Source organism: Micromonospora sp. NPDC048169, from assembly GCF_040652815.1.
Lineage (GTDB): Bacteria > Actinomycetota > Actinomycetes > Mycobacteriales > Micromonosporaceae > Micromonospora.
The window spans coordinates 71,955-91,699 of record NZ_JBEZMS010000012.1 but is presented as its reverse complement, the minus strand read 5'-3'; the positions used below and the strand labels follow the sequence as shown (position 1 = coordinate 91,699).

Genomic DNA, 19,745 nt, shown 5'->3' with positions numbered 1-19,745 from the left:
CATGGCGAGGGCCCGGGCACGGATCACGGCGCTCCTCCTCGCGCTCGGCGTACTCGCCGGGGCCACGATCTCCTGGCCGGTGATCGGGGCGGCCACACCCGCGTACGCCGCCGCGCCGGTCGCCCAGGCGCGCGCCGAGCTGTGCAGCACCAAGGAGTGGCAGGCCGACTTCCGGTCCTGCGTCGGCAAGCTCAAGGCCGTCAGCGAGGACCAGGTCGAGTGCCGCAACGCGCCGGTGCCCGCCGCGCCGGACTCGGGCCTGGCCGGCTGGTTCGCGTCCCGGCCCGACTCGGCGAAGGAGCCCGGCCCGAAGGGCCTCTACAGCGACTACGGGTACGCCGGGTACAGCTACAACACGTACGACATCGACGGCGGCTGCGCCTCCTCGGTGCTGCATCCGGACTACCGGTTCACCACGATGGTCGCCAACGGCGAGTTCATGTTCGCCAACGCGGTGATCGGTGCCTCGAACGCGCTGCGCGAGCGCGCCTGGGACCCGCGCACGATGTGGAGCTGGGCCGATCCGCTGGTGGAGCAGGCCACGAAGGCCGTCTACCAGAAGGTGTTCAGCGTCTTCGGCATCATCACCGTCTGCGTGGTCGGCCTCTACCTGCTCTGGCGGTCACGCCAGTCGGACATGAGCAACGCGATGACCACAGCGGGCTGGGCGCTGCTGGTGATGGTGGCGGTGACCGCGCTGGCCGCCTGGCCGGTCAAGTCCGCGAACATCGCCGACAACACGCTGATCAGCACGCTGGGCGTGGTGCACGACGCGGTCGGCCCCTCCTCCAAGACCGTTCCGCCGGACAAGTGCGCGCTGCCGAACCCGAGCGCCTGTGTCGACAAGCGGCCACCGGCCGTGCGCGCGAGTGACACAGCCACCGAGACGATGCTCTACCGGAACTGGCTGCGCGGTGTGCTCGGCTCGGCGGACAGCGAGACCGCCAAGAAGTACGGCCAAGCGCTCTACGACGCAAAGTCCCTGACCTGGGAGGAGTCGGAGAAGCTCCGCCAGAACCCGGCTACCCGCGAGGGCACGATCAAGGCCAAGCAACAGCAGTGGGCTCGTGTCGCCCAGCAGATCGAGACCGAGGATCCGGAAGCCTACGAGTACCTCAAGGGCACCAAGGACATGGACCGGGTCGGTGCCGGGTTCATCGCGGTGCTGGCCTCGGTGCTGTTCGCCATGTTCGACCTCACCGCGTCGCTGCTGGTGCTGCTCGGCTTCCTGATCTTCCGCTGGGCGGTGATCGCCGCGCCGATCCTCGGCACTGTCGGCCTGATGCGCCCGGCCAGCGCCGGCCTCCGGCGGCTGGCGAACGCGGTGGTCGCCGCGGTCTTCAACATCGCCATCTTCGGCACCGGGGCGGCCATCTACCTCTTCGCCGTCGACCTGATCATGAATACCGCGACGCTGCCCGGCTGGCTCCAGGTGGTGCTGGTCTGGCTCTGCGGGGTGGTCGGCTGGCTGCTGCTGCGGCCGTACCGCCGGATCACCCAGCTCGGCGGCAAGGACAGCAGCGAGGCGGTCAGTTCGGCCGGGTCCTGGCACCGCCGGTTCTTCCGGGACATGCGGATCGCCGCCCGGCTGGACGTGGCCGAGCCCGGTGGCACCAACGAGCCGGCGATCGGCAAGCGCCGCACCGTCACGGCCGACCAGCGCAGCCTCCGGCCGGAGGCCCGGCACGAGGATCCGGCGCACAGCGCCACGCCCGCCGAGCGGGAACGGCCGGACGGACGGGAACGGCCGGAGGAGGCACCAGCCAGCGGACGGCCAGGCACCGCACCCCGGCCAAGGCGCACGCCGTCGACCTGGACCGAGCCGGACGTGCCGGAGGAGTCGCCCTCCTACGCCGTCTACCGGCCGGACTCGGCGGGCCGCGGCACCTCCCCGGCCCGGCCGGCGCCCCGTGTCCGCTCCGAGGCCCGGTGAGTCCGGTGCGTCGGGCGCTGGAATTCCTCTTCACCCGGGTCCTCCGGTCCCGGATCGGTGTCGCCCTGGTGATCGCCGTGCTGGTCTTCGGGGTGATCGGCGCGGCGCGTCTGGTCGCCGGGCCGGGCGACACCGGCCCCGGCCTGGCCAGCCGCCCGTCCCAGCCGATCAGCACAGCCGACCCGGAGGCCGGTGACGACGGCGTGCTGTCCAGCCCGCCGGCCGCTGTCGCACCCAAGGTCCGGCCGGGGGAGGCCACCCCGGAGCAGATCGCCGGGCGGTTCACCACGGCGTGGCTGAGCGGGCCGGGCAGCAGCGGCGATGCCTGGCAGGCCCGCCTGCGGCCGCTGTCCACCCCGGCCCTGGTCGAGAAGATGACCGGTGCCGATCCGGAGACGGTGCCCGCGCGGAAGGTGACGGGCGCCCCGACGCTCCGGCCCCGCACCGAGTCCTTCGTGGAGGCACTGGTTCCGCTGGACAACGGCACGCTCCGGCTCGAACTCGTCGCACCGGACGGGCCCTGGCTGGTGGACGCGGTCGACTGGGAGCGGTCGTGACCGCCGCCGGGCAGGCCCGCCGGAAGCTGCGCCTCGGCGTGGTCGCCGCCGCCGTGACGAGCGTGCTCGCCCTGCTCTGCTGCGTCGGCGGTGCCGGTGCCTTCCTCCTCACCGAACTGGGCGGCGACGAGGACGACCCGAAGCTCGCGGCCCTGAACTGCGACCCCGCCTACCAGGTGAACCTGACCGGGGACATGCCGCGCTTCGCCGAGTACGGCGAGCGCCAGCTCCGCAACGCCGCGGTCATCATCAAGGTCGGCCAGGACATGAAACTCCCTGCCCGCGGCTGGGTGATCGCGCTGGCCACCGCGATGCAGGAGTCGGCGCTGCGCAACCTCGCCAACAGTACGGTCCCGGCGTCGCTCGCGCTGCCGCACGAGGGAGTGGGCGCCGACCACGACTCGCTCGGCCTGTTCCAGCAGCGGCCCGGGTGGGGCAGCGTCGAGCAGCGGATGACACCCTCGTACGCGGCCCGCAAGTTCTACCAGAAGATGGAGAAGGTGCCGGACTGGCAGCAGCTCCCACTCACAGTCGTGGCCCAGCAGGTCCAGGTCAGCGCCTATCCCGACGCCTACGCCAAACACGAGGAACTGGCCGGACGCATCGTCGACGAGCTCGCCGGAGGCGCCGCCCGGACCGTGGAGATCGCCGGCAAGGCGGTGTGCGACGCCGCCGCCGGAGACCGGATCGCCGCCTCCGGCTGGACCGCGCCGCTGCCCGGCGGCGTGGTCTCCGGCTTCCGCACCACCGCCCGGCCCAGCCACCACGGCGTCGACCTGGCCGCCTCGAAGGGCACTCCGATCCACGCCGCCTCGGCGGGACGGGTGCTGGTCGCCCGCTGCGACCCCGACCGCTCCGGGCGGCGGGACTGCGACCGGGACGGCTGGCCGGACAAGGGCGGCTGCGGGTGGTTCGTGGACATCCTGCACGCCGGCGGGTTCATCACCCGCTACTGCCACATGGTCGAACGGCCCCGCGTGGTGCCGGGTCAGTCGGTCGCGGCGGGCGAGGTCATCGGGATCTCCGGCAGCAGCGGCAACTCGTCCGGCCCGCACCTGCACTTCGAGGTGCACCACGACGGCGATCGGTCCAGCAGAGGAGCGGAGAACCCGGTCCCCTTCATGCGCAAGCGGGGCGCACCCCTCGGCGAGACCGGGTGAGGACGGGCGGATGAGCAACCCCCTGCCCGACCCGTTCGCCGACCGGCCGGACTGGGCGCCGCTACCACCCCGCCCGGTGGAGACCGTGCCCGCCGCCGGCGGGGCCGAGCTACGCGGCCGCCGCGTGCTGGTCGGCCTGCCCGGTCTCGGCTGGCGGGGCGACCTGCGGGCCGACGAGCGGGTGGTGCAGGGCAGCCGCACCTACGTACCGGTGATTCCGGAACACGAGTGGTACCGGGCCGAGGCCGAGCAGGTGGAGGTGTTCGCGCCGCTGGTACCAGTGGAACGGGTCTGGGTGGAGACCATCGGCGAGCGGCGTCCGGCGGCCGGGGCGAGCGCCCCGGGTCTCCGGCTGGTGTCGCTGGACGTGCCGGAACGCCGGCCACCCACGCCGGTGTTCGAGGCCGACGCGGTGACCGGACGGCGCGTGGTGTACGTGGACGACGGTGTGGAGCGACGCGACCTGCGCGCCGTCACCGAGACCTACTCCGGCCCGGACGGCGACATCTGCGTGCGGGTGGCCCCGGAGCTGGAGTGGTACCGGTGGGCCTGGCGTGGGCAGGCACCGACCACGCTGGAGGTGCCGGTGCACCTGCTCTGGCTGGAATAACCGGAAGTCAGTCGGCGCGCTGCGCCGAGCAGACGCCCCAGCCGTCGTCGCGTCTGGTCTCGAACCGCCACCTCTGCCGCTCACTCTGCGTGGTGCCCTCGACGGAGGCGGAGATGATGAGGTCGACCTCGACCACCGCGACCTCGCTGGATTCCTGCACGGCCAGCGGGCCCCAGCTCACCGAGATCTTCGTGTTGAAGCGCTGCTCCCGGGCCGCAAGGTCATCGCGAAGCGCACGCAATGCATCAGCGTCCACCCTTCCAGTGCAGTCGAATTCCTCGGTTCTCGTGTCGTTGCGGTCTACGAGGAAGGCTCGGAGGTAGTTGTCCACCACAACGTCGGGGGCGCTTCGGTCCGGGGCGGTCGCGCGGTCGTACAGCACGAACCCGACCACCGCACCGCCTATGCACAGCAACGCCAGCACCCCCGCGACGACCGCGAGCACCGTGCGCACGGAACGCTTGGGGCGTACCGGTGCGGGAGCGGGCGCGGGGGGCGCCAACGGCTCCGGCGGGGTTCGCTGCGCCGGCACTCGGGACACCTGGGAACCGGCGGGGGGCTGCACTGATTCCACCTCCTGAGGCTATCGGCTGCGCGTCGCGTACCCAATGCCTGGAACCGGCGGATCGTGGCGAACCGCCGGGCGGACGCCGCCCGGCGACGGGGGTGAGGCTGCTCACCGCCGGCCAGCTCACCGCGCCGACCGACATCCCGGTGGACGGCCGCCGCCTGGGTTACCGTCACAACTCGGGGAGGACATGTCGGCCTCGGAAAGAGAGGTGGACGCGGTGGCGACTCCGAAGGCGCGCGCCGGCCGGGCCGCCGCGCTGCACCGCCGGGCCGAGGCCGCCGCGACGGCGGCCGCGGGCATCCTCGACGAGATCCGGCCCGCGCCGGCCGACCACCACCGGCAGTACGAGCTGGCCGAACGTCTGCGGGCGGCGGCCGACCTGGCGGCACCCGGCTGGGCCGGCGGGCCACTGGAATCGCTCAGCGCGGCGACACCGCCCGGTGACGGCCTGCCGCCACTGGTCCGGGTGGGCACGGCCGCGCCGCTCGACGACGCCCGCTTCCCGGCGCTGGTGCCGTTGCTCGGCAGCGGCCACCTGAGCCTCGACGCCGACGCCTCGGACGCCCGGGTGGCCGGGCTGCTCCGGGCGCTGCTGCTGCGGGTGTTCGCCGCCACTCCGGCGGGTGCGCTGCTGGTCCGCGCGGTCGACGGCGGTTCCGGTGCGACATTCGCCGGGTACGCGCCGCTGGCCGACGCCGGGCTGTTGCCTCCGCCCGCCACCGACCTCGCCGGAATGCGCGCGGTGCTGGCCGAGGCCGAGCAGTGGATGGCGGCCGGAACCGCCCGGCAGCGCGGGCACGACCGGACGCTGCTGCTCGTGGTCGCCGCGCTACCAGGCGGTACGACCACAGCCGACCTGGACCGGCTCGCCGGACTGGCCGAGGGTGGGCCGCGCGCCGGGCTGCATCTGGTGCTCGCCGGCTGGCCGGACGGCAGCCCGCTGCCGCGTGCCACACCGGTGACGGTGCGCACCGCGTACGCGCTTGTCGGCGACCCGCCCGGTGCCGGCTTCAGCAGTCCCGGCGCCGAGCCGCCGGGCGGGCTGAACTCGCCCGTGTTCCTCGACGAGGACCCGCCCGCCGAGCTGGTCGCCGACGTGTGTGCGCGGCTGGCCCGGCAGATCGAGGACGGCTCGCGTCTGTCCCTGCGTGACCTGCTGCCGGCGGACGGTTTCTGGGCCGCCGGCTCGGCGGACGGGCTGAGCACCACAGTGGGTGACGCCGCCGGGCGTCCGGTCAGCCTGGGCTTCACCGAGCTGACCCCGCACTGGCTGGTCAGCGGCCGGGGCCAGGCGGGCCGGTCGGCGTTCCTGACCGACGCGTTGTTCGGACTCGCCGCCCGGTACGGCCCGGACGAGCTGGCGCTCTACCTGGCCGACCTGGCCGACGGCGAGTCCTTCGTGGAGTTCCTCCAGACCGAGCGGGACCGTTCCTGGGTGCCGCAGGTGCGCGCCGCCGGGATGGCCGCCGACCGGGAGTACGTGGCCGACCTGTTCGGCGAGCTGGAGGCGGAACTGCGCCGCCGCGAGGAAGCGTCCCGGCGGGCCGGTGGGCAGCGCTACACCGAGCTGCGGCAGCACCAGCCGCTGCCCCGGATCGTCTGCGTGGTCGACAACTTCCCGCTGGCGCTACGCGAGCGGGACCGCCTCGCCGCCGACCTGCTGGCCCGGTTGGACGCGCTCGCCCGCGCCGGCCGGTCGTACGGGATCCACCTGGTGCTGGCCGGCGAGGGTGACCTGGGCATCGGCGGTCCGCGTGACCCGCTGCTCGGGCAGTTCCCGGTGCGGGTGGCGCTGCCCGGCGGCTCGGCGGTGCTGGAACCGGCGAACGACTCGGCGGCCGGGCTGCCGGTGGGCAGCGCGGTGGTGAACACGGCGGGTGGCCTTGGCGGGCCGCGCGGCGCGACCCGGGGGCACGAGCGGATGATCCGCTTCCCGGATCCGTACGAGGACCCCGAGGTCCTCACCGACCTGCGGCGACGGCTCTGGGAGGCGCGGGACGAGGCGGCGACGCCGCCGGTGGTCTTCGCCGGGTACGCCCGCCCGCTGCTGGCGAACGATCCTCGGCACCGGGCCGCGCTCGCCGGCCGCGCCCACGGGCCCGCCGCGTTGCTGGGCCGGGCGGTGGACGTGCGCCGGTCCACGGTGACGGTGCCGCTGGGGCCGGGCGCGGGACGGAACCTGGCCGTCCTGGGGCGGGACGAGGAGGCGGAGCGCCTGCTGGTGACGGCTGTTCGCAGTGCGGCGGCGGCACAGCCGGGCGCGGTCCGGTTCGTGCTGGCGCCGCTGGCGAACGGGTCGGCCGAGCCGGCCGGGGCGCTCGCCGCCGAGCTGGCCGGACGGCACCGGGTGGAGACCGTCGACGCGGCCGGGCTGAGGGACGCCATGGCGTCGGACGAGCCGGGTTACCTGGTGGTGTTCGGGCTGGACGTGCCGGACGCCTCCGAGCTGCCGCCCGACCTGCTTCGGTCGCTGCTGGTGGAGGGCCCGCCGGCCGGCCGGCACCTGCTCGGCTGGTGGCGGACGCCGGCTCCGCTGGCCGGGCTGCTCGGCCCGGAGGGCGAGGTGGACAAGCTCACCGCCGTGGCGGTCACGGACGTGCCGGGCGGCCGGCTGGAGCAGCTCTTCGACCGCCCGGTGTGGTGGCGGCCCCGGCCGGGCCGCGCGGTGCTCTGGGACGGCCCGGACGAGCAGGGCACGGTTTTCGTGCCGTTCGGCACGACCGGGGCGGCGGCGACCGCGCGGGTCGAGCCGGACCGGCGGCCGACGGACCGCACCGGGGAGGGCACGGCATGAGTGAGACCGGCACGACCGTACCGGGGCCCCGCTCGGGTGGGCCGGCCACGGTGGCGGATCCCGCCGAGTCGGCCTGGGCGGAGTATGTCGCCGCCGCGCGGGCGCTCGACGGCGTACGCCGGGCGGCGGCCACCGCCGCCGGGGAGCAGGCACGGTCGGTGGCTGCGGCCCGCGAGGAGCTGACCGTGGTACGGGAACGGCTGGCGCCGCAGCAGTCCCGGCTGCGTGAGCTGGGCGTACCGGCGTTGTCGCTGGTTCCGACGCCGCCGGAGGTGACCGAGGCGGCCCGGTCGATGGCGGGTGGGCCGTCGGCGGTGCTGGCGGCGCTGCGCGCGGCCGGAGACTGGGCGGACGCGGCGGACGACACGCTGAGCGCGCGTGGCCTGCCCCGGCTGGCGCGGTGGCCGGCCCGTCCCCGCAACCTGCTGGTGTACGGGCCGCTGGCGCTCGTGGTGCCGCTGCTCCAGCTCGTGCTGTACGCGGTCGCCGGCCCGGGCCCGGTGACGGTGCTGGCGCTGCTGGTCGGGCTGCCGCTGCCGGCTGTCGCGTTCATGCTGGGCTGGCTGGCGGTGGGGCGTGTCTTCCGTCCGCGTCCCACCGACCGGGTGGACCGGACGCCCCGCTTCGGCGCCCTGGTCTGTCTGGTGCCGGCGGTGCTCACCGCCGCCGGGCTGCTGCTCGCCATGCTGCCGGACTGACGACGGCCGCGCTCCCGGCGGGAGTACGCGGCCGTCGGTGGCGGTCCGGGGTCAGCGGGCCATGATCAGTGCCATCGCCTCGGCCCGCGACTTGGCGTCGTTCTGCAGGCCGCCGCGCACCGCGGACGTGATGGTCTTCGCGCCCGACTTCTGGATGCCGCGCATCGCCATGCACATGTGCTCGCACTCCAGCACGACGATCACGCCGCGCGGGGCGAGGCTGGACATCAGCAGGTCGGCGATCTGCGAGGTGAGCCGCTCCTGCACCTGGGGCCGGCGGGCGAACACCTCGACCAGCCGGGCCAGCTTGGACAGGCCGGTGATCCGGCCGTCCGGGCCGGGGATGTAGCCGATGTGCGCGCTGCCCCGGAACGGCAGCAGGTGGTGCTCGCAGAGGCTCATCACGTCGATGTCCCGGACGAGCACCAGCTCCTCGTGGTTGGCCTCGAAGGTGGTGCGGAGCACCTGCGCCGGGTCGACCCGCAGGCCGGCGAAGAGCTCGGCGTACGCACGGGCCACCCGGGCCGGCGTCTGCTGGAGACCGTCGCGGTCCGGGTCCTCGCCGACCGCGATGAGGATCTCGCGGACCGCCTTCTCGATCCGGGCGAGGTCGACGCTCTCCTCCACCGGGCCACCGGTGAGCTTGCCGCTGATCAGCCGCGCGGCCACGTAGTCGAGCGCGTCGTCGCCGTCGGGCTCGGTCGCGGAGACGGCCGACTCCCTGTGCGGGGAGCCGGCCGTCGTCGGATCGCTGTTCAGTGCATACCGTCCGAGTTGTTGCTGGAACCACCGATCGAGGCGGCACCGTCGGCGCGGGCCTGAGCGGCCAGCGCCTCCTTCTCGGCCGGCGTGAGCACCGGCGGCTCGGTGGAGGGCTGACGCTTGCCGAAGCCGTGGTACGGCGCCATCGGCGGGCGCTTGACCACGCGCGCGCAGATCCGGGCCATGTCGGCGGTGGAGAGCGTCTCCTTCTCCATCAGCTCGAGGACCATGTTGTCCAGGATGTCCCGGTATTCCACCAGGATCTCCCAGGCCTCGTCGTGGGCCAGCTCGATCAGCGCACGCATCTCGCCGTCGATCTCGGCGGCCACCGCGTCGGAGTAGTCCCGCTCGTGGCCCATGTTGCGGCCGAGGAACGGCTCGTCGCCGCTGGTGCCGTACTTGATCGCACCGAGCTTGGAGCTCATGCCGTACTGCGTGATCATCGCGCGGGCCAGCTGGGTGGCCTTCTCGATGTCGTTGCCGGCGCCGGTGGTCGGCTCGTGGAAGACCAGCTCCTCGGCAGCCCGGCCGCCCAGCGCGTACGCCAGGGTGTCGATCATCTCGGCCCGGGTCTGGGTGTACTTGTCCTCCGTCGGGAGGACAAGCGTGTGGCCCAGCGAGCGACCCCGGGACAGGATGGTCACCTTGTGCACCGGCGCGGCGTGCGGCAGCGCCCAGGCGACAAGCGCGTGCCCACCCTCGTGGTACGCGGTGATCTTCTTCTCCTGGTCGCTCATCACCCGGGTCCGGCGCTGCGGGCCGGCGATCACCCGGTCGATCGACTCCTCCAGGGAGTCGTTCGTGATCGCCCGCTGCTCCTTACGAGCGGTGAGCAGCGCGGCCTCGTTGATCACGTTGGCCAGGTCGGCGCCGCTGAAGCCCGGGGTACGCCGGGCGACCGCGTCGAGGTCGACGTCGGGCGTGAACGGCTTGCCCTTGGCGTGCACCCGCAGGATGGCCTTGCGGCCCTCCATGTCGGGGGCGTCGACCGGGATCTGCCTGTCGAACCGGCCCGGGCGCAGCAGCGCCGGGTCGAGGATGTCCGGCCGGTTGGTGGCGGCGATCAGGATGACGCCGCCCTTGGTGTCGAAGCCGTCCATCTCGACCAGGAGCTGGTTGAGCGTCTGCTCCCGCTCGTCGTGACCGCCGCCCATGCCGGCGCCACGGTGCCGGCCGACCGCGTCGATCTCGTCGACGAAGACGATCGCCGGGGCGTTCGACTTGGCCTGCTCGAACAGGTCGCGGACCCGGCTGGCGCCGACACCGACGAACATCTCGACGAAGTCGGAGCCGGAGATGGAGTAGAAGGGCACCCCGGCCTCGCCGGCCACCGCGCGGGCGAGCAGGGTCTTACCGGTTCCGGGCGGGCCGAACAGCAGCACGCCCTTCGGGATCTTGGCGCCCAGGGCCTGGTATTTCGCCGGGTTCTGCAGGAAGTCCTTGATCTCGTGCAGTTCCTCGACGGCCTCCTCGGCCCCGGCCACGTCCGCGAAGGTGGTCTTCGGCGTGTCCTTGGTGATCATCTTCGCCTTGGACTTGCCGAAGTTGAGCACCCGCGAGCCGCCACCCTGCATCTGCGACATGAAGAACAGCAGCAGGAGCACGAGAAGCGCGATGGGAAGCAGGTTGACCAGCAGGCTGACCCAGATGCTGTCCGACGACACCTTGGTGTCGACCGGGCCGGTGATCCGGTCCGCCGCCTCGGCCTCGCGGACCTGGTTCCAGACCTGGCCGCCGACCTCGTACGGGAACTGCGCCTCGATCTTGTCGGTGGTGGTGTCGTCGCCGAACTTGGCCTTGTCCTTCAGGTCGAGCTGGAGCGTCTGCTCCTTGTCCTGGAAGACGACCTTCTCGATGCCGCCCTTGTTGAGCTGGTCGAGCGCGACGGAAGTATCCACCCGGTGGTAGCTGGGACCAGCGGTGAACAGTTGACTGAGCACGACGGCGCCGAGGATGACCAGGATGATCCAGACCACCGGTCGGCGGAAGAAACGCGTACGTTCCATGCTGTAGTCGGGTGCCGAGGCGCCCGCATCCTCCTGATCGACGTCCTGACCGTCTGAATGGTGTCGCCGCCTTGAGCGGCGGCCGGGGCCGCCGTGCGGGCCGGCCCGACCCCCGGGGCACGCAAACTGCCGCACCACGGTCATTCGACGGTACACCGTGCGCGCGAGGAGTGAGCTTGCGAGCCCCGCAGTCGCGCACATTCGGAACCTCGGCGCGCACGTTGAGCGAGCTTGCGAGCCCGGCGCTTACGCGTAGGGCGAACCTGGGTTTGAGCCGGCGTGGCGGGGAGCTCCCACCCGGCCCGCCCACACCGCACGGTCACGCGGTTCGAGGGGCCGGGCGTGGAGGGTGCCTCCACGTCACCGGCCCCTACCGTAGACCGGAAGACTGAGAGCCCGCTGAATGTCAGCTGACGAAGGGCTCGGCAGGGTCAGGCCCGGGCGTACACCTCGGGCTTGAGCACCCCGACGTAGGGCACCTCGCGGTACCGCTCGCCGAAGTCGAGCCCGTAGCCCACGACGAACTCGGTCGGGATGTCGAACCCGACGTACTTGACCGGGACCTGGACCTTGACCGCGTCCGGCTTGCGGAACAGCGCGACCACCTCGACGCTCGCCGCGGAGCGCGACTCCAGGTAGCGCAGCAGCCAGGACAGTGTCAGGCCGGAGTCGACGATGTCCTCGACGACCACCACGTGCCGGCCGGCGATGTCGCGGTCGAGGTCCTTGAGGATCCGGACCACGCCGGACGAGGTGGTGCCCTGGCCGTAGGAGGAGACGGCCATGAACTCCAGCTCGGCGGGCGGGCCCTGGCGGCCCAGCGCGCGGGCGAAGTCGGCCATGAACATGACCGCTCCCTTGAGCACACACACGAGCAGCAGGCCGTCCTCGACGTGGGCGTAGTCCGCCGAGACCTGCTTGGCCAGCTCCGCGGTCTTGTCGCGGATCTGCGCCTCCGAAATGATCACGTGGTCGATGTCGGCGTCGTACCAGGAGCCGTCAGCCATGCTCCTAGCCTGCCGTACGCGCCCGCGCCGCCGTCGGCGGGGCCGCCCCTTTTGGCGCGGTCCCGCCGGGGATTTTCGGCGCGAAGTGACCAAATCACCTCAGCAGGTACGGGAGCGCCAGCGCTGCCCGTCGTCGCTCGGCTTCCAGTCGGCCGAGTCGCGGGTGTCGGCGGTGAACCCGAAGGCGCTGGCGCCAACGAGGAGGAGCAGGAAGAGCAGAAGCAGGAGAACGGTCATGGCGGCGCTCGCTTTCACATGGTTGAGACTGTTTTCGCCGCCGGTGCGCACCGGACACCATTGATTCTGCGGACCACCGACCGAGGCCGACAGTGGCAGGAAAGCCAGTGGGCATCGATTTCCTGCCATCCGGCGGGTTACCCTCGTCACATGCTCCGCACGGTCGCCGTCATCGCCCTGGACCAGGTCGCCGCGTTCGAACTCGGCGTGCTCGCGGAGGTCTTCGGCACCGACCGCACCGCCGACGGCTTCCCCGGCTACCGGTTCGACGTCTGCACCGCCGACGGCAGCGCGGTACGCAGCCGCTCCGGGTTCCTGCTCACCCCCACCGCCGACCTGGGCCCGGTCGAGGACGCCGACCTGGTGGCGGTGCCCGCGCACGCCGACGGCACCCCGGTGCCCGAACCGGTGCTCGCCGCGCTGCGCCGCGCCGCCGACCGGGGCGCCTGGCTGCTCAGCGTCTGCGCCGGCGCGTTCGTCCTCGGCGAGGCGGGCGTGCTCGACGGGCGCGACTGCACCACCCACTGGCGGTACACCGACGAACTCCAGCGGCGCTTCCCGGCCGCCCGGGTCCAGTGCGACTCGCTCTACGTGCAGGACGACCGGCTGCTCACCAGCGCCGGCACCGCCGCCGGCATCGACGCCTGCCTGCATCTCGTACGCCAGGAACACGGCTCGGCGGTGGCGACCCGGCTGGCCCGCCGGATGGTGGTGCCACCGCACCGCGACGGCGGCCAGTCGCAGTACGTCGAGGCGCCCATCCCCAAGGCACCGGAGGCGCCCACCCTGGAACCGGTGCTGGAGTGGCTGATGGGTCACCTCCGGCGGCAGGTGACAGTGGACGAGCTGGCGGCGCGCGCCGGGATGGCCCCGCGTACGTTCGCCCGCCGGTTCCGCGCCGAGACCGGCACCACCCCGCACGACTGGCTGACCAACCAGCGGGTGCTGCTGGCCCGGCACCTGCTGGAGGACACCACGCTGAGCGTGGAGGGCGTCGCCGAGCAGGCCGGATTCGGCGACGCGGCGGCCCTGCGGCACCACTTCACCCGCCGGGTGGGCACCACCCCGCTGGCCTACCGCACCACCTTCCGAGACCGCCAATCCACCTGACCCACCCCCGTCTCGTGCACCCCCTCCCCGGCGCGCTCACTTCGTCGATCATGAGGTTGACCGCGCTTTCCGCCCATTTTCTCCCCGCCAACCTCATGATCAACGCCCCGGCCGGCACGCCTGGAGCGGTGATCAAGGAGTTTGAGGGGTGGGGAGGGCCGGAACGTGACCCAAACTCCTTGATCAGCGGGGCCGGGGGGTGGGGAGGGTCGGAACGGCGGCGGGCAGGCAGGGGTGAGGGCGGGCGCAGCGCCGGGTACAGCGGGTCAGGGTTGGAGGTGGTCTGCCCGGCGGCGGATCTGGAGGCCGCCGGGCAGGTGCACCGGGCCCTGTCCGTGCCAGGCCGTGACCAGGGCGTCCAGCGCCGCCACGTGACTGTGGGACAGGGCGGCCGGTGTCGCGCCCAGCTCACGGGCCCAGGCGTGCAGCACCCGGGTACGGACGGCGGCCGGCAGCCCGGCGAGCCCGGCGACGGACAGACCGCTCCCCTCGGTCCGGACGTCGGCCAGCGCGGCGGCGGCGAGCGCGTCGAGCGCGGCGTTGTCGGCCGCGAGCAGCCCGGCGGTACGGGCCAGGTTCGCCACCACCCCCGGGCCCAGCGCGTCGACGAGCGCGGGCAGCGCCTCGGCCCGGACCCGGGCCCGGGCGTACGCGGGATCGGCGTTGTGCGGGTCCGCCCACGGGTCGAGTCCGAGCGCGGCGCAGGCGGCCCGCGTGTCGGCACGCGGGACGTCGAGCAACGGGCGCAACAGGGGCACCCCGTCGAGATCGCGCCGTTCCGGCATCCCGGACAGCCCGCGCGGTCCGGCGCCCCGGGCCAGTGCCAGCAGGACGGTCTCGGCCTGGTCGTCGCGGGTGTGCCCGAGCAGCACCCCGGCCGCGTCGTACCGGCGGGCGGCGGTGACCAGCGCCTCGTACCGGGCCTCCCGGGCGGCTGCCTCGGGGCCGCCGGGCCGGCCGTCCACCCGTACCGTGAGCGCCTCGACCGGGTCGAGCCCGGCGGCGCGGGCCCAGCCGGCGACCGCCTCGGCCCGTTCGGCGGACCCGGGTTGCAGGCCATGGTCGACTGTCACCAGGCCAGCCGGGCGCCCGAGCCGGGGGGCCACGAACGCGGTGGCGGCAGCGAGCGCGAGCGAGTCGGCCCCGCCGGAGCAGGCCACCAGCACCGGGCCGCCGCCGGGCAGACGGGTCAGCAACCGGCGTACGGCGAGCCGCACGGCCGCGACGGCGGGAGCGGGCGACGGAGATCGCCGCGACCGAGCGCCGGAATCAGCCGGGCCGGTGCCGTCGGCCGAGCCGGGACCAGCCGAGCCGGCCGGACCAGCCGAAACGACCGGATCAGACGACGGGCGGGGTGGCACCGGCGGGCCCGTGTACGCGGTTCACCCAGGCGTCCGGGTCGCCCAGCTCGTCCAGCCGGGGCAGCGTCAGCGGGGACGAGAAGATCTTGTTGAAGCCCTGCATCCCCACCCGGTCGACCACGCCGTGCACGAACTTGCGGCCCTCGGCGTACTGGCGCATCTTGACCTCGATGCCGAGCAGCCGCCGGATCGCCTTCTCCAGCGGGTTGCCGGACTCGCGACGGCGGTTGAACGCCGCGCGGATCGACTCGACGCTGGGGATGACCTGCGGGCCCACGCCGTCCATCACGAACTCGGCGTGGCCCTCGAGCAACGTCATCAGCGCGGTCAGCCGGTCCAGCACCGCGCGCTGGGCCGGGGTCTGCACGATGTCCAGCACGCTGGCCCGGCTCTCCGGGTCCTTGACCGCGTCGGAGAGCGTGGCCACCCCACGGCGGAGTCGTTCCAGCAGGTGCTCCCCGCCCTGCGAGGCGTCCACGAACGCCTGCACCTCACCGAGGAAGTACGCGCGCATCCACGGCACGGCGGTGAACTGGGTGCGGTGGGTGACCTCGTGCAGGCACACCCAGAGCCGGAAGTCGCGCGAGTCCGCGCCGAGCTTCCGCTCGACCTCGAGGATGTTCGGCGCCACCAGCAGCAACTGGCCGGGGTCGCCGGCGAAGACCTCGTACTGGCCGAGCACGCGCCCGGAGAGGTAAGCGAGCACGGTGCCGGCCTGCACACCTGTCACCCGGGAGCCGATCGCCTCGGTGAGCGCGCCCGGCCGCTTGTCGCCGGAGAGGCGCTCGACCAGCGGGGAGACCACCTCACGCAGCCCGGCGATGTTCGCCGCCGCCCAGTCGCGGCGGTCGACCACGCGTACCGGCGGGTGGGCGACCTGCGCACGCAGGCCGGTGTAGTCGGCGACGTGACCGGCCGCCTCCTCGGTCAGCCGACGCAGGTCGCCGACCACGTCGGTGGCCTCGGCGTACGACACCCGAGGGCCCGACTTACTCAGCGCCCCCGCGGTCGCGGCGGCCAGATCCCAGTCCACGAACTGCGCCATGAACCCACCGTACCCGCGCCGGAACACCCCCACCCGGGGTCGCGCCGGCCGATCGACGCCCGTCGGTCAGCGGCAGCCGCACCCGGCCAGCGCCGAGCTGATCCGGTCCAGCGCCGCGCGGCTCTCGTCCAGCGAGCCCTGGGTCCGGTCGGTGAGCACGGCGAACGTGAGCAACCGGCCGTCGGCGGTGGTCACCGTGCCGGCGATCGCGTTGACGCCGCTCAGCGTGCCGGTCTTGGCCCGCACCACACCCGCCCCGGCGCTCGTGGCCGCCGCCCGGTAGCGCTCGCCGAGCGTGCCCGACCAGCCGCCGACGGGCAGGCCGCCGAAAATCGCGGCGAGTTCGGGGTGACTGCCGTTGCCGGCCATCGTGATCAGGTCGGTGAGCAGCGAAGGGCTGATCCGGTTGGTGCGGGACAGCCCGCTGCCGTCGGCCAGGCTGATCTCACCGGCGGGCAGGCCCAGCTCGCCGAGCACCTGGTCGGTGGCGGCCGCGCCGCCGGCGAACGAGCCGGGCTTGCCCTTGGCGAGCGCCACCTGCCGGGCCATCGCCTCGGCGATCACGTTGTCGCTGTCGCTGATCATGATGTCGACCAGCCGGATCATCGGCAGGGACTCGACAGTGCCCAGCTCTGCGCCGGGAGCCGTACCCGTGGCGCCGGACTCGGCCGGCGCGGTGCCCCGGGCCACCTGGGCCGCGCCGGTCAGGCCGAGAAGCCTGGCGAACTGCCGGCCCGCGGTCAGGTCGGGCTGCGGCACCCGCTCGGCGGCGTGGTTGGTCTGCTCGGCGGTGCGCCGCGCCTCGGCGGGGTTCTTCCGAGCGCCGTCGGTCATCAACGCGGTGATCGCCGCGCCGAAGCCGCCGGTGGGGATGTCGGCGTCCCAGCCGGGCTCGAAGACCGGGCCGCTGAACAGCGACGAGTCGACGATCACCTTGGTCGGCGCGGTGCCGCCGAGCGCGTCGCGCACCTGGGCGGCGAGGTCGTCCAGGCGGGCCGCGCCCGGGTAGAAGCCGTCCTTGTTCACGGCGAGCGTGGGGTCACCACCGCCGACCAGGACCACCTCGCCCGGGTTGGCCCCGGCCACCGCGCGGGTCGGGATCCGGTACGCCGGGCCGCGTGCCGCGAGCACCGCCACCCCGGTCGCCAGCTTGGTCACCGAGGCCGGCACGGTGGGGGTGTCCTGGCCCCTGCCGTAGAGCGCCTGGCCGGTGCTCACGTCGGCCACCGAGACGTGCACCCGGTCGCCGAGCGTGGCGGCGCGGACCAGCGGGTCGAGGGCCGCGCGGATGCCGGCCTCGGTGGGCAGCGGGGCGTTGCCGTCCGGCCCGGCCAGCACTGCCGGCGGGGTCGGCTCGGGCGGCGCGGCGACCGCCGTACCCGTGCTGTCGGGGTCGCCCAGCCACCCGGCGACCGGGCCGGGGCGCAGCACCGCGAGCCCGGCCACCGCCAGGGCCAGCACGAGCACGCAGGCCAGCGCCGCGAGCAGCCGCGAGCGGCGTCGTGGCCGGCCCGGCGGCGGACCGGAGGGTACGGGCGGCGCGGCGCCGGACGGCGGAACCGGCGGGCTGACCGGAATCGAGCCCGGGACGCCGGGCCGGCTCACCGGGCCTGCCGGATCGTGCGGCGGGCCGACGCGGGCGGACCCGGCGGCCGGAGCCGGACGATGAGGGATGTTGGCACCCGGGACGGACACCCGCCCGGTGGCCCCGCCGGAACCGGAACCGGCGGACCCGCGCCCGTCAACCCTCTCGGGGCGGTAGTGTGAATCTTCCCTCCCCACGGCCCCCTCCTCCCCCGCTCGAAATCGCCTTGGGCGACACTACTTCGGTCCGAACACTATGCGGCGGCCGGAGCCGACGGGGGGCGTTCACCCCGCGCCGGGGGTGAGCCGCTGGTTTCCGTTAGCCAGCGTGGGCAAACGAGGGAGCGTGGAAGATGGATTTCGACGTCACGGTTGAGATCCCCAAGGGTCACCGCAACAAGTACGAGGTAGACCACGCGACCGGCCGTATCCGGCTGGACCGCACCCTCTTCACCTCCACGCAGTACCCGGCCGACTACGGGTTCATCGAGGGCACCCTGGGCGAGGACGGCGACCCGCTGGACGCGCTGGTGCTGGTGCCCGAGCCGACGTTCCCGGGCTGCCTGATCCGCTGCCGCACCATCGGCATGTTCCGGATGACGGACGAGAAGGGCGGCGACGACAAGGTCCTCTGCGTGCCCTACGAGGACCCGCGCCAGGAGCACCTGCGCGACATCCACCACCTGGGCGAGTTCGACCGGCTGGAGATCCAGCACTTCTTCGAGGTCTACAAGGACCTGGAGCCGGGCAAGTCGGTCGAGGGCGCGACCTGGGTCGGCCGGGTCGAGGCCGAGGCGGAGATCGCCAACTCGTACCGGCGGGCCAAGGAGGCCGAGGAGCGCGGCGAGACGCTGCACTGACACCCACGCTTTCGCCGGAGGCCCGGGTCGCGACGCGCGACCCGGGCCTCGGCGTGTCTCAGGTGAGCAGGTCGCGGGCCCGGTCGTAGAGGCCCAGCACCGCGCAGGCCACCGGCACGACCGCGACCACCAGCGCGGTGTCGGTCAGGTCGGCCAGCCGCCCGAGGTACGGGGAGACCGGGCGCCGGGCGTACGTGGCGCCGGCGGTGACCGCCGTCAGGGCCAGGGCCAGCCCGCCCACAGTCAGCGCCAGCCGGCCACCCGGACCGGCCCGGTCGGCCAGCACCACGCCGAGCAGGGCGAACCCGGTCAGCCCGGCGACTATCGCCGGCACCCGGTGCCGTACCGCCACGAACAGGCGCGAACGCAGCAGCAGCACCCCGCACGCGACTGCCGCCAACAGCAGCCCGGCCGTCCGGCCGACGGAGACCAGCACCGCGACCGCGCCGACCGCGAGCACCGCGTGGCCGAGCAGCATCCCGGTCAGCACCTCTTCCGCGCGGGCCACCGCCGCGTGCACCCGACCCCGGTCCGGCAGGTCCCGGGTGCCGGCCGGGCTGGGCAGGGTGAGCGGCGGCAGCGGCAGCTTGCCGACCCGGATGGCCAGCAGCGGCAGCCCGCCGAGGGCGAACACCAGCACGGCGAGCAGTACGGCGGCGGTGCCGTCCGGGTGGAGCAGCAACCCGCCGAGCGCGGCTGCCACACCTGACAGGCCGACAGTCACCCCGGCCACGAAGACGCGGGACCGGCTGGCCACGCCGAGCAGGCCGAGCACCGCCACCAGCAGCAGCGCCACCGAGCCGACGAGCAGTTCGGGGGCGCCCACCCAACGCAGGCCCACGATCGGGCCGACCGGATCGCCGGAGGCGACCGAGAGCGCTCCGGCCACCGCCGCCCAGGGCAGCGCGTACCCGCCGAGGGTGGCGCCGACCGGGCCGTCCCCGTATGCCCGGGACGCGGCGGTGGCGGTGAGCACCAGGACCAGGGCGACCGCCGCGGCGACCGGCCAGCCGTGCTCCCCCGGACCGGCCGCGACCACCGCGACCAGCCCGACGGCCAGGGGTACGGCGGCACCGGCCAGCGCGGCGGCCCGGGTGGCGTGACCCGACCAGGCGGCGCCCCGGCGCCGGGCGCCGTCGACTATCGCCTCGACCACGTCGTCGTACTCCAGTTCGGGCCACTCGGCGCGGGCCGGCACCAGGTGCAGCACCTCGCCGTCGCGGACGCCCTGCGGCAGCAGCGCCTGGGCGGTGGCGAGCACCGCGCCGTCGGTACGGCGCAGCACCCAGCCGCCGTGCCGTTCCCCGTCGTCGGCCAGCCCCTCGCCGGCGTGCCGGAGCACCTCGGGCAGCAGCTCGGCCAGGGGGACCTGCTCCGGTAGGGCCACGTCGACCCGCCGCCTGGGCGCGCTGATGGTGACCCGGGCGAGCCCGCTTGTCATCGAGGCATC

17 protein-coding genes are annotated in these 19,745 nt (G+C 73.9%); 8 read left to right on the top strand and 9 right to left on the bottom strand.

From position 1 onward, the window contains the following. Position 1 precedes the first annotated feature (1 nt). The 4 genes from AB0D28_RS13530 to AB0D28_RS13515 are packed head-to-tail and all read left to right on the top strand — an operon-like array spanning position 2 to position 4,260. Entirely contained in the window at positions 2 to 1,933 is a 1,932-nt protein-coding gene (locus AB0D28_RS13530) for an MFS transporter (RefSeq protein WP_357385465.1), read from the top strand. Continuing rightward, on the top strand, positions 1,930 to 2,490 hold the full coding sequence (locus AB0D28_RS13525) for a hypothetical protein (RefSeq protein ID WP_357385463.1): 561 nt from the start codon (positions 1,930 to 1,932) through the stop codon (positions 2,488 to 2,490). The genes AB0D28_RS13530 and AB0D28_RS13525 overlap by 4 nt, the downstream gene beginning before the upstream one ends. After that, positions 2,487 to 3,650, top strand: a complete 1,164-nt coding sequence (locus tag AB0D28_RS13520; RefSeq protein WP_357385461.1) for a peptidoglycan DD-metalloendopeptidase family protein — start codon at positions 2,487 to 2,489, stop codon at positions 3,648 to 3,650. The genes AB0D28_RS13525 and AB0D28_RS13520 overlap by 4 nt, the downstream gene beginning before the upstream one ends. 10 nt (positions 3,651 to 3,660) lie before the next feature. Next, complete coding sequence (locus AB0D28_RS13515) at positions 3,661 to 4,260, top strand: hypothetical protein (protein WP_357385459.1); 600 nt, start codon at positions 3,661 to 3,663, stop codon at positions 4,258 to 4,260. Between the two features lie 7 nt (positions 4,261 to 4,267). Here AB0D28_RS13515 and AB0D28_RS13510 read toward each other — a convergent pair whose 3' ends face one another. Beyond that, positions 4,268 to 4,825, bottom strand: coding sequence for a hypothetical protein (locus tag AB0D28_RS13510; protein ID WP_357385590.1), 558 nt, complete (start codon positions 4,823 to 4,825; stop codon positions 4,268 to 4,270). A gap of 214 nt (positions 4,826 to 5,039) precedes the next feature. Here AB0D28_RS13510 and AB0D28_RS13505 point away from each other — a divergent pair, with 214 nt between their 5' ends. After that, positions 5,040 to 7,625 (top strand): FtsK/SpoIIIE domain-containing protein, encoded by a 2,586-nt coding sequence (locus AB0D28_RS13505; protein WP_357385588.1) that lies wholly within the window; start codon positions 5,040 to 5,042, stop codon positions 7,623 to 7,625. Next, the gene (locus AB0D28_RS13500; protein ID WP_357385457.1) at positions 7,622 to 8,323 is read left to right on the top strand and encodes a hypothetical protein; all 702 of its coding nucleotides are present in this window, start codon (positions 7,622 to 7,624) and stop codon (positions 8,321 to 8,323) included. The genes AB0D28_RS13505 and AB0D28_RS13500 overlap by 4 nt, the downstream gene beginning before the upstream one ends. Before the next feature lie 51 nt (positions 8,324 to 8,374). Here AB0D28_RS13500 and folE read toward each other — a convergent pair whose 3' ends face one another. The 4 genes from folE to AB0D28_RS13480 all read right to left on the bottom strand — a co-directional run bounded on the left by folE (position 8,375) and on the right by AB0D28_RS13480 (position 12,335). Then, positions 8,375 to 8,992 carry a GTP cyclohydrolase I FolE gene (folE, locus tag AB0D28_RS13495; protein ID WP_259275967.1) on the bottom strand — a complete coding sequence of 206 codons (618 nt, stop codon included), beginning with the start codon at positions 8,990 to 8,992 and terminating at the stop codon, positions 8,375 to 8,377. 86 nt (positions 8,993 to 9,078) lie between these two features. Beyond that, positions 9,079 to 11,091, bottom strand: coding sequence for an ATP-dependent zinc metalloprotease FtsH (gene ftsH / locus AB0D28_RS13490; RefSeq protein WP_357385455.1), 2,013 nt, complete (start codon positions 11,089 to 11,091; stop codon positions 9,079 to 9,081). Positions 11,092 to 11,522: 431 nt separating this feature from the next. After that, positions 11,523 to 12,098: a hypoxanthine phosphoribosyltransferase gene (gene hpt / locus AB0D28_RS13485; RefSeq protein ID WP_013288988.1), complete on the bottom strand. Its 576-nt coding sequence runs from the start codon at positions 12,096 to 12,098 to the stop codon at positions 11,523 to 11,525. A 99-nt stretch (positions 12,099 to 12,197) separates the two neighbouring features. Next, complete coding sequence (locus tag AB0D28_RS13480) at positions 12,198 to 12,335, bottom strand: hypothetical protein (protein WP_018786602.1); 138 nt, start codon at positions 12,333 to 12,335, stop codon at positions 12,198 to 12,200. 150 nt (positions 12,336 to 12,485) lie between these two features. On the opposite strand from AB0D28_RS13480, the gene AB0D28_RS13475 reads away from it, so the two are divergent. Further along, positions 12,486 to 13,445, top strand: coding sequence for a helix-turn-helix domain-containing protein (locus AB0D28_RS13475; protein WP_357385453.1), 960 nt, complete (start codon positions 12,486 to 12,488; stop codon positions 13,443 to 13,445). A 266-nt stretch (positions 13,446 to 13,711) separates the two neighbouring features. Here the strand turns inward: AB0D28_RS13475 and tilS are convergent, their stop codons facing one another. From tilS to dacB, 3 genes are all read right to left on the bottom strand, one after another. Further along, on the bottom strand, positions 13,712 to 14,662 hold the full coding sequence (gene tilS, locus AB0D28_RS13470) for a tRNA lysidine(34) synthetase TilS (protein WP_357385451.1): 951 nt from the start codon (positions 14,660 to 14,662) through the stop codon (positions 13,712 to 13,714). A 121-nt stretch (positions 14,663 to 14,783) separates the two neighbouring features. Continuing rightward, on the bottom strand, positions 14,784 to 15,851 hold the full coding sequence (locus AB0D28_RS13465) for a zinc-dependent metalloprotease (protein WP_357385449.1): 1,068 nt from the start codon (positions 15,849 to 15,851) through the stop codon (positions 14,784 to 14,786). A 66-nt stretch (positions 15,852 to 15,917) separates the two neighbouring features. Further along, entirely contained in the window at positions 15,918 to 17,339 is a 1,422-nt protein-coding gene (dacB, locus tag AB0D28_RS13460; RefSeq protein WP_357385586.1) for a D-alanyl-D-alanine carboxypeptidase/D-alanyl-D-alanine-endopeptidase, read from the bottom strand. A 449-nt stretch (positions 17,340 to 17,788) separates the two neighbouring features. On the opposite strand from dacB, the gene AB0D28_RS13455 reads away from it, so the two are divergent. Then, positions 17,789 to 18,295 (top strand): inorganic diphosphatase, encoded by a 507-nt coding sequence (locus AB0D28_RS13455; protein WP_181570752.1) that lies wholly within the window; start codon positions 17,789 to 17,791, stop codon positions 18,293 to 18,295. Positions 18,296 to 18,353: 58 nt separating this feature from the next. On the opposite strand, the gene eccD is transcribed toward AB0D28_RS13455, so the two are convergent. Then, entirely contained in the window at positions 18,354 to 19,736 is a 1,383-nt protein-coding gene (eccD, locus tag AB0D28_RS13450; RefSeq protein ID WP_357385447.1) for a type VII secretion integral membrane protein EccD, read from the bottom strand. Positions 19,737 to 19,745: the final 9 nt, after the last annotated feature.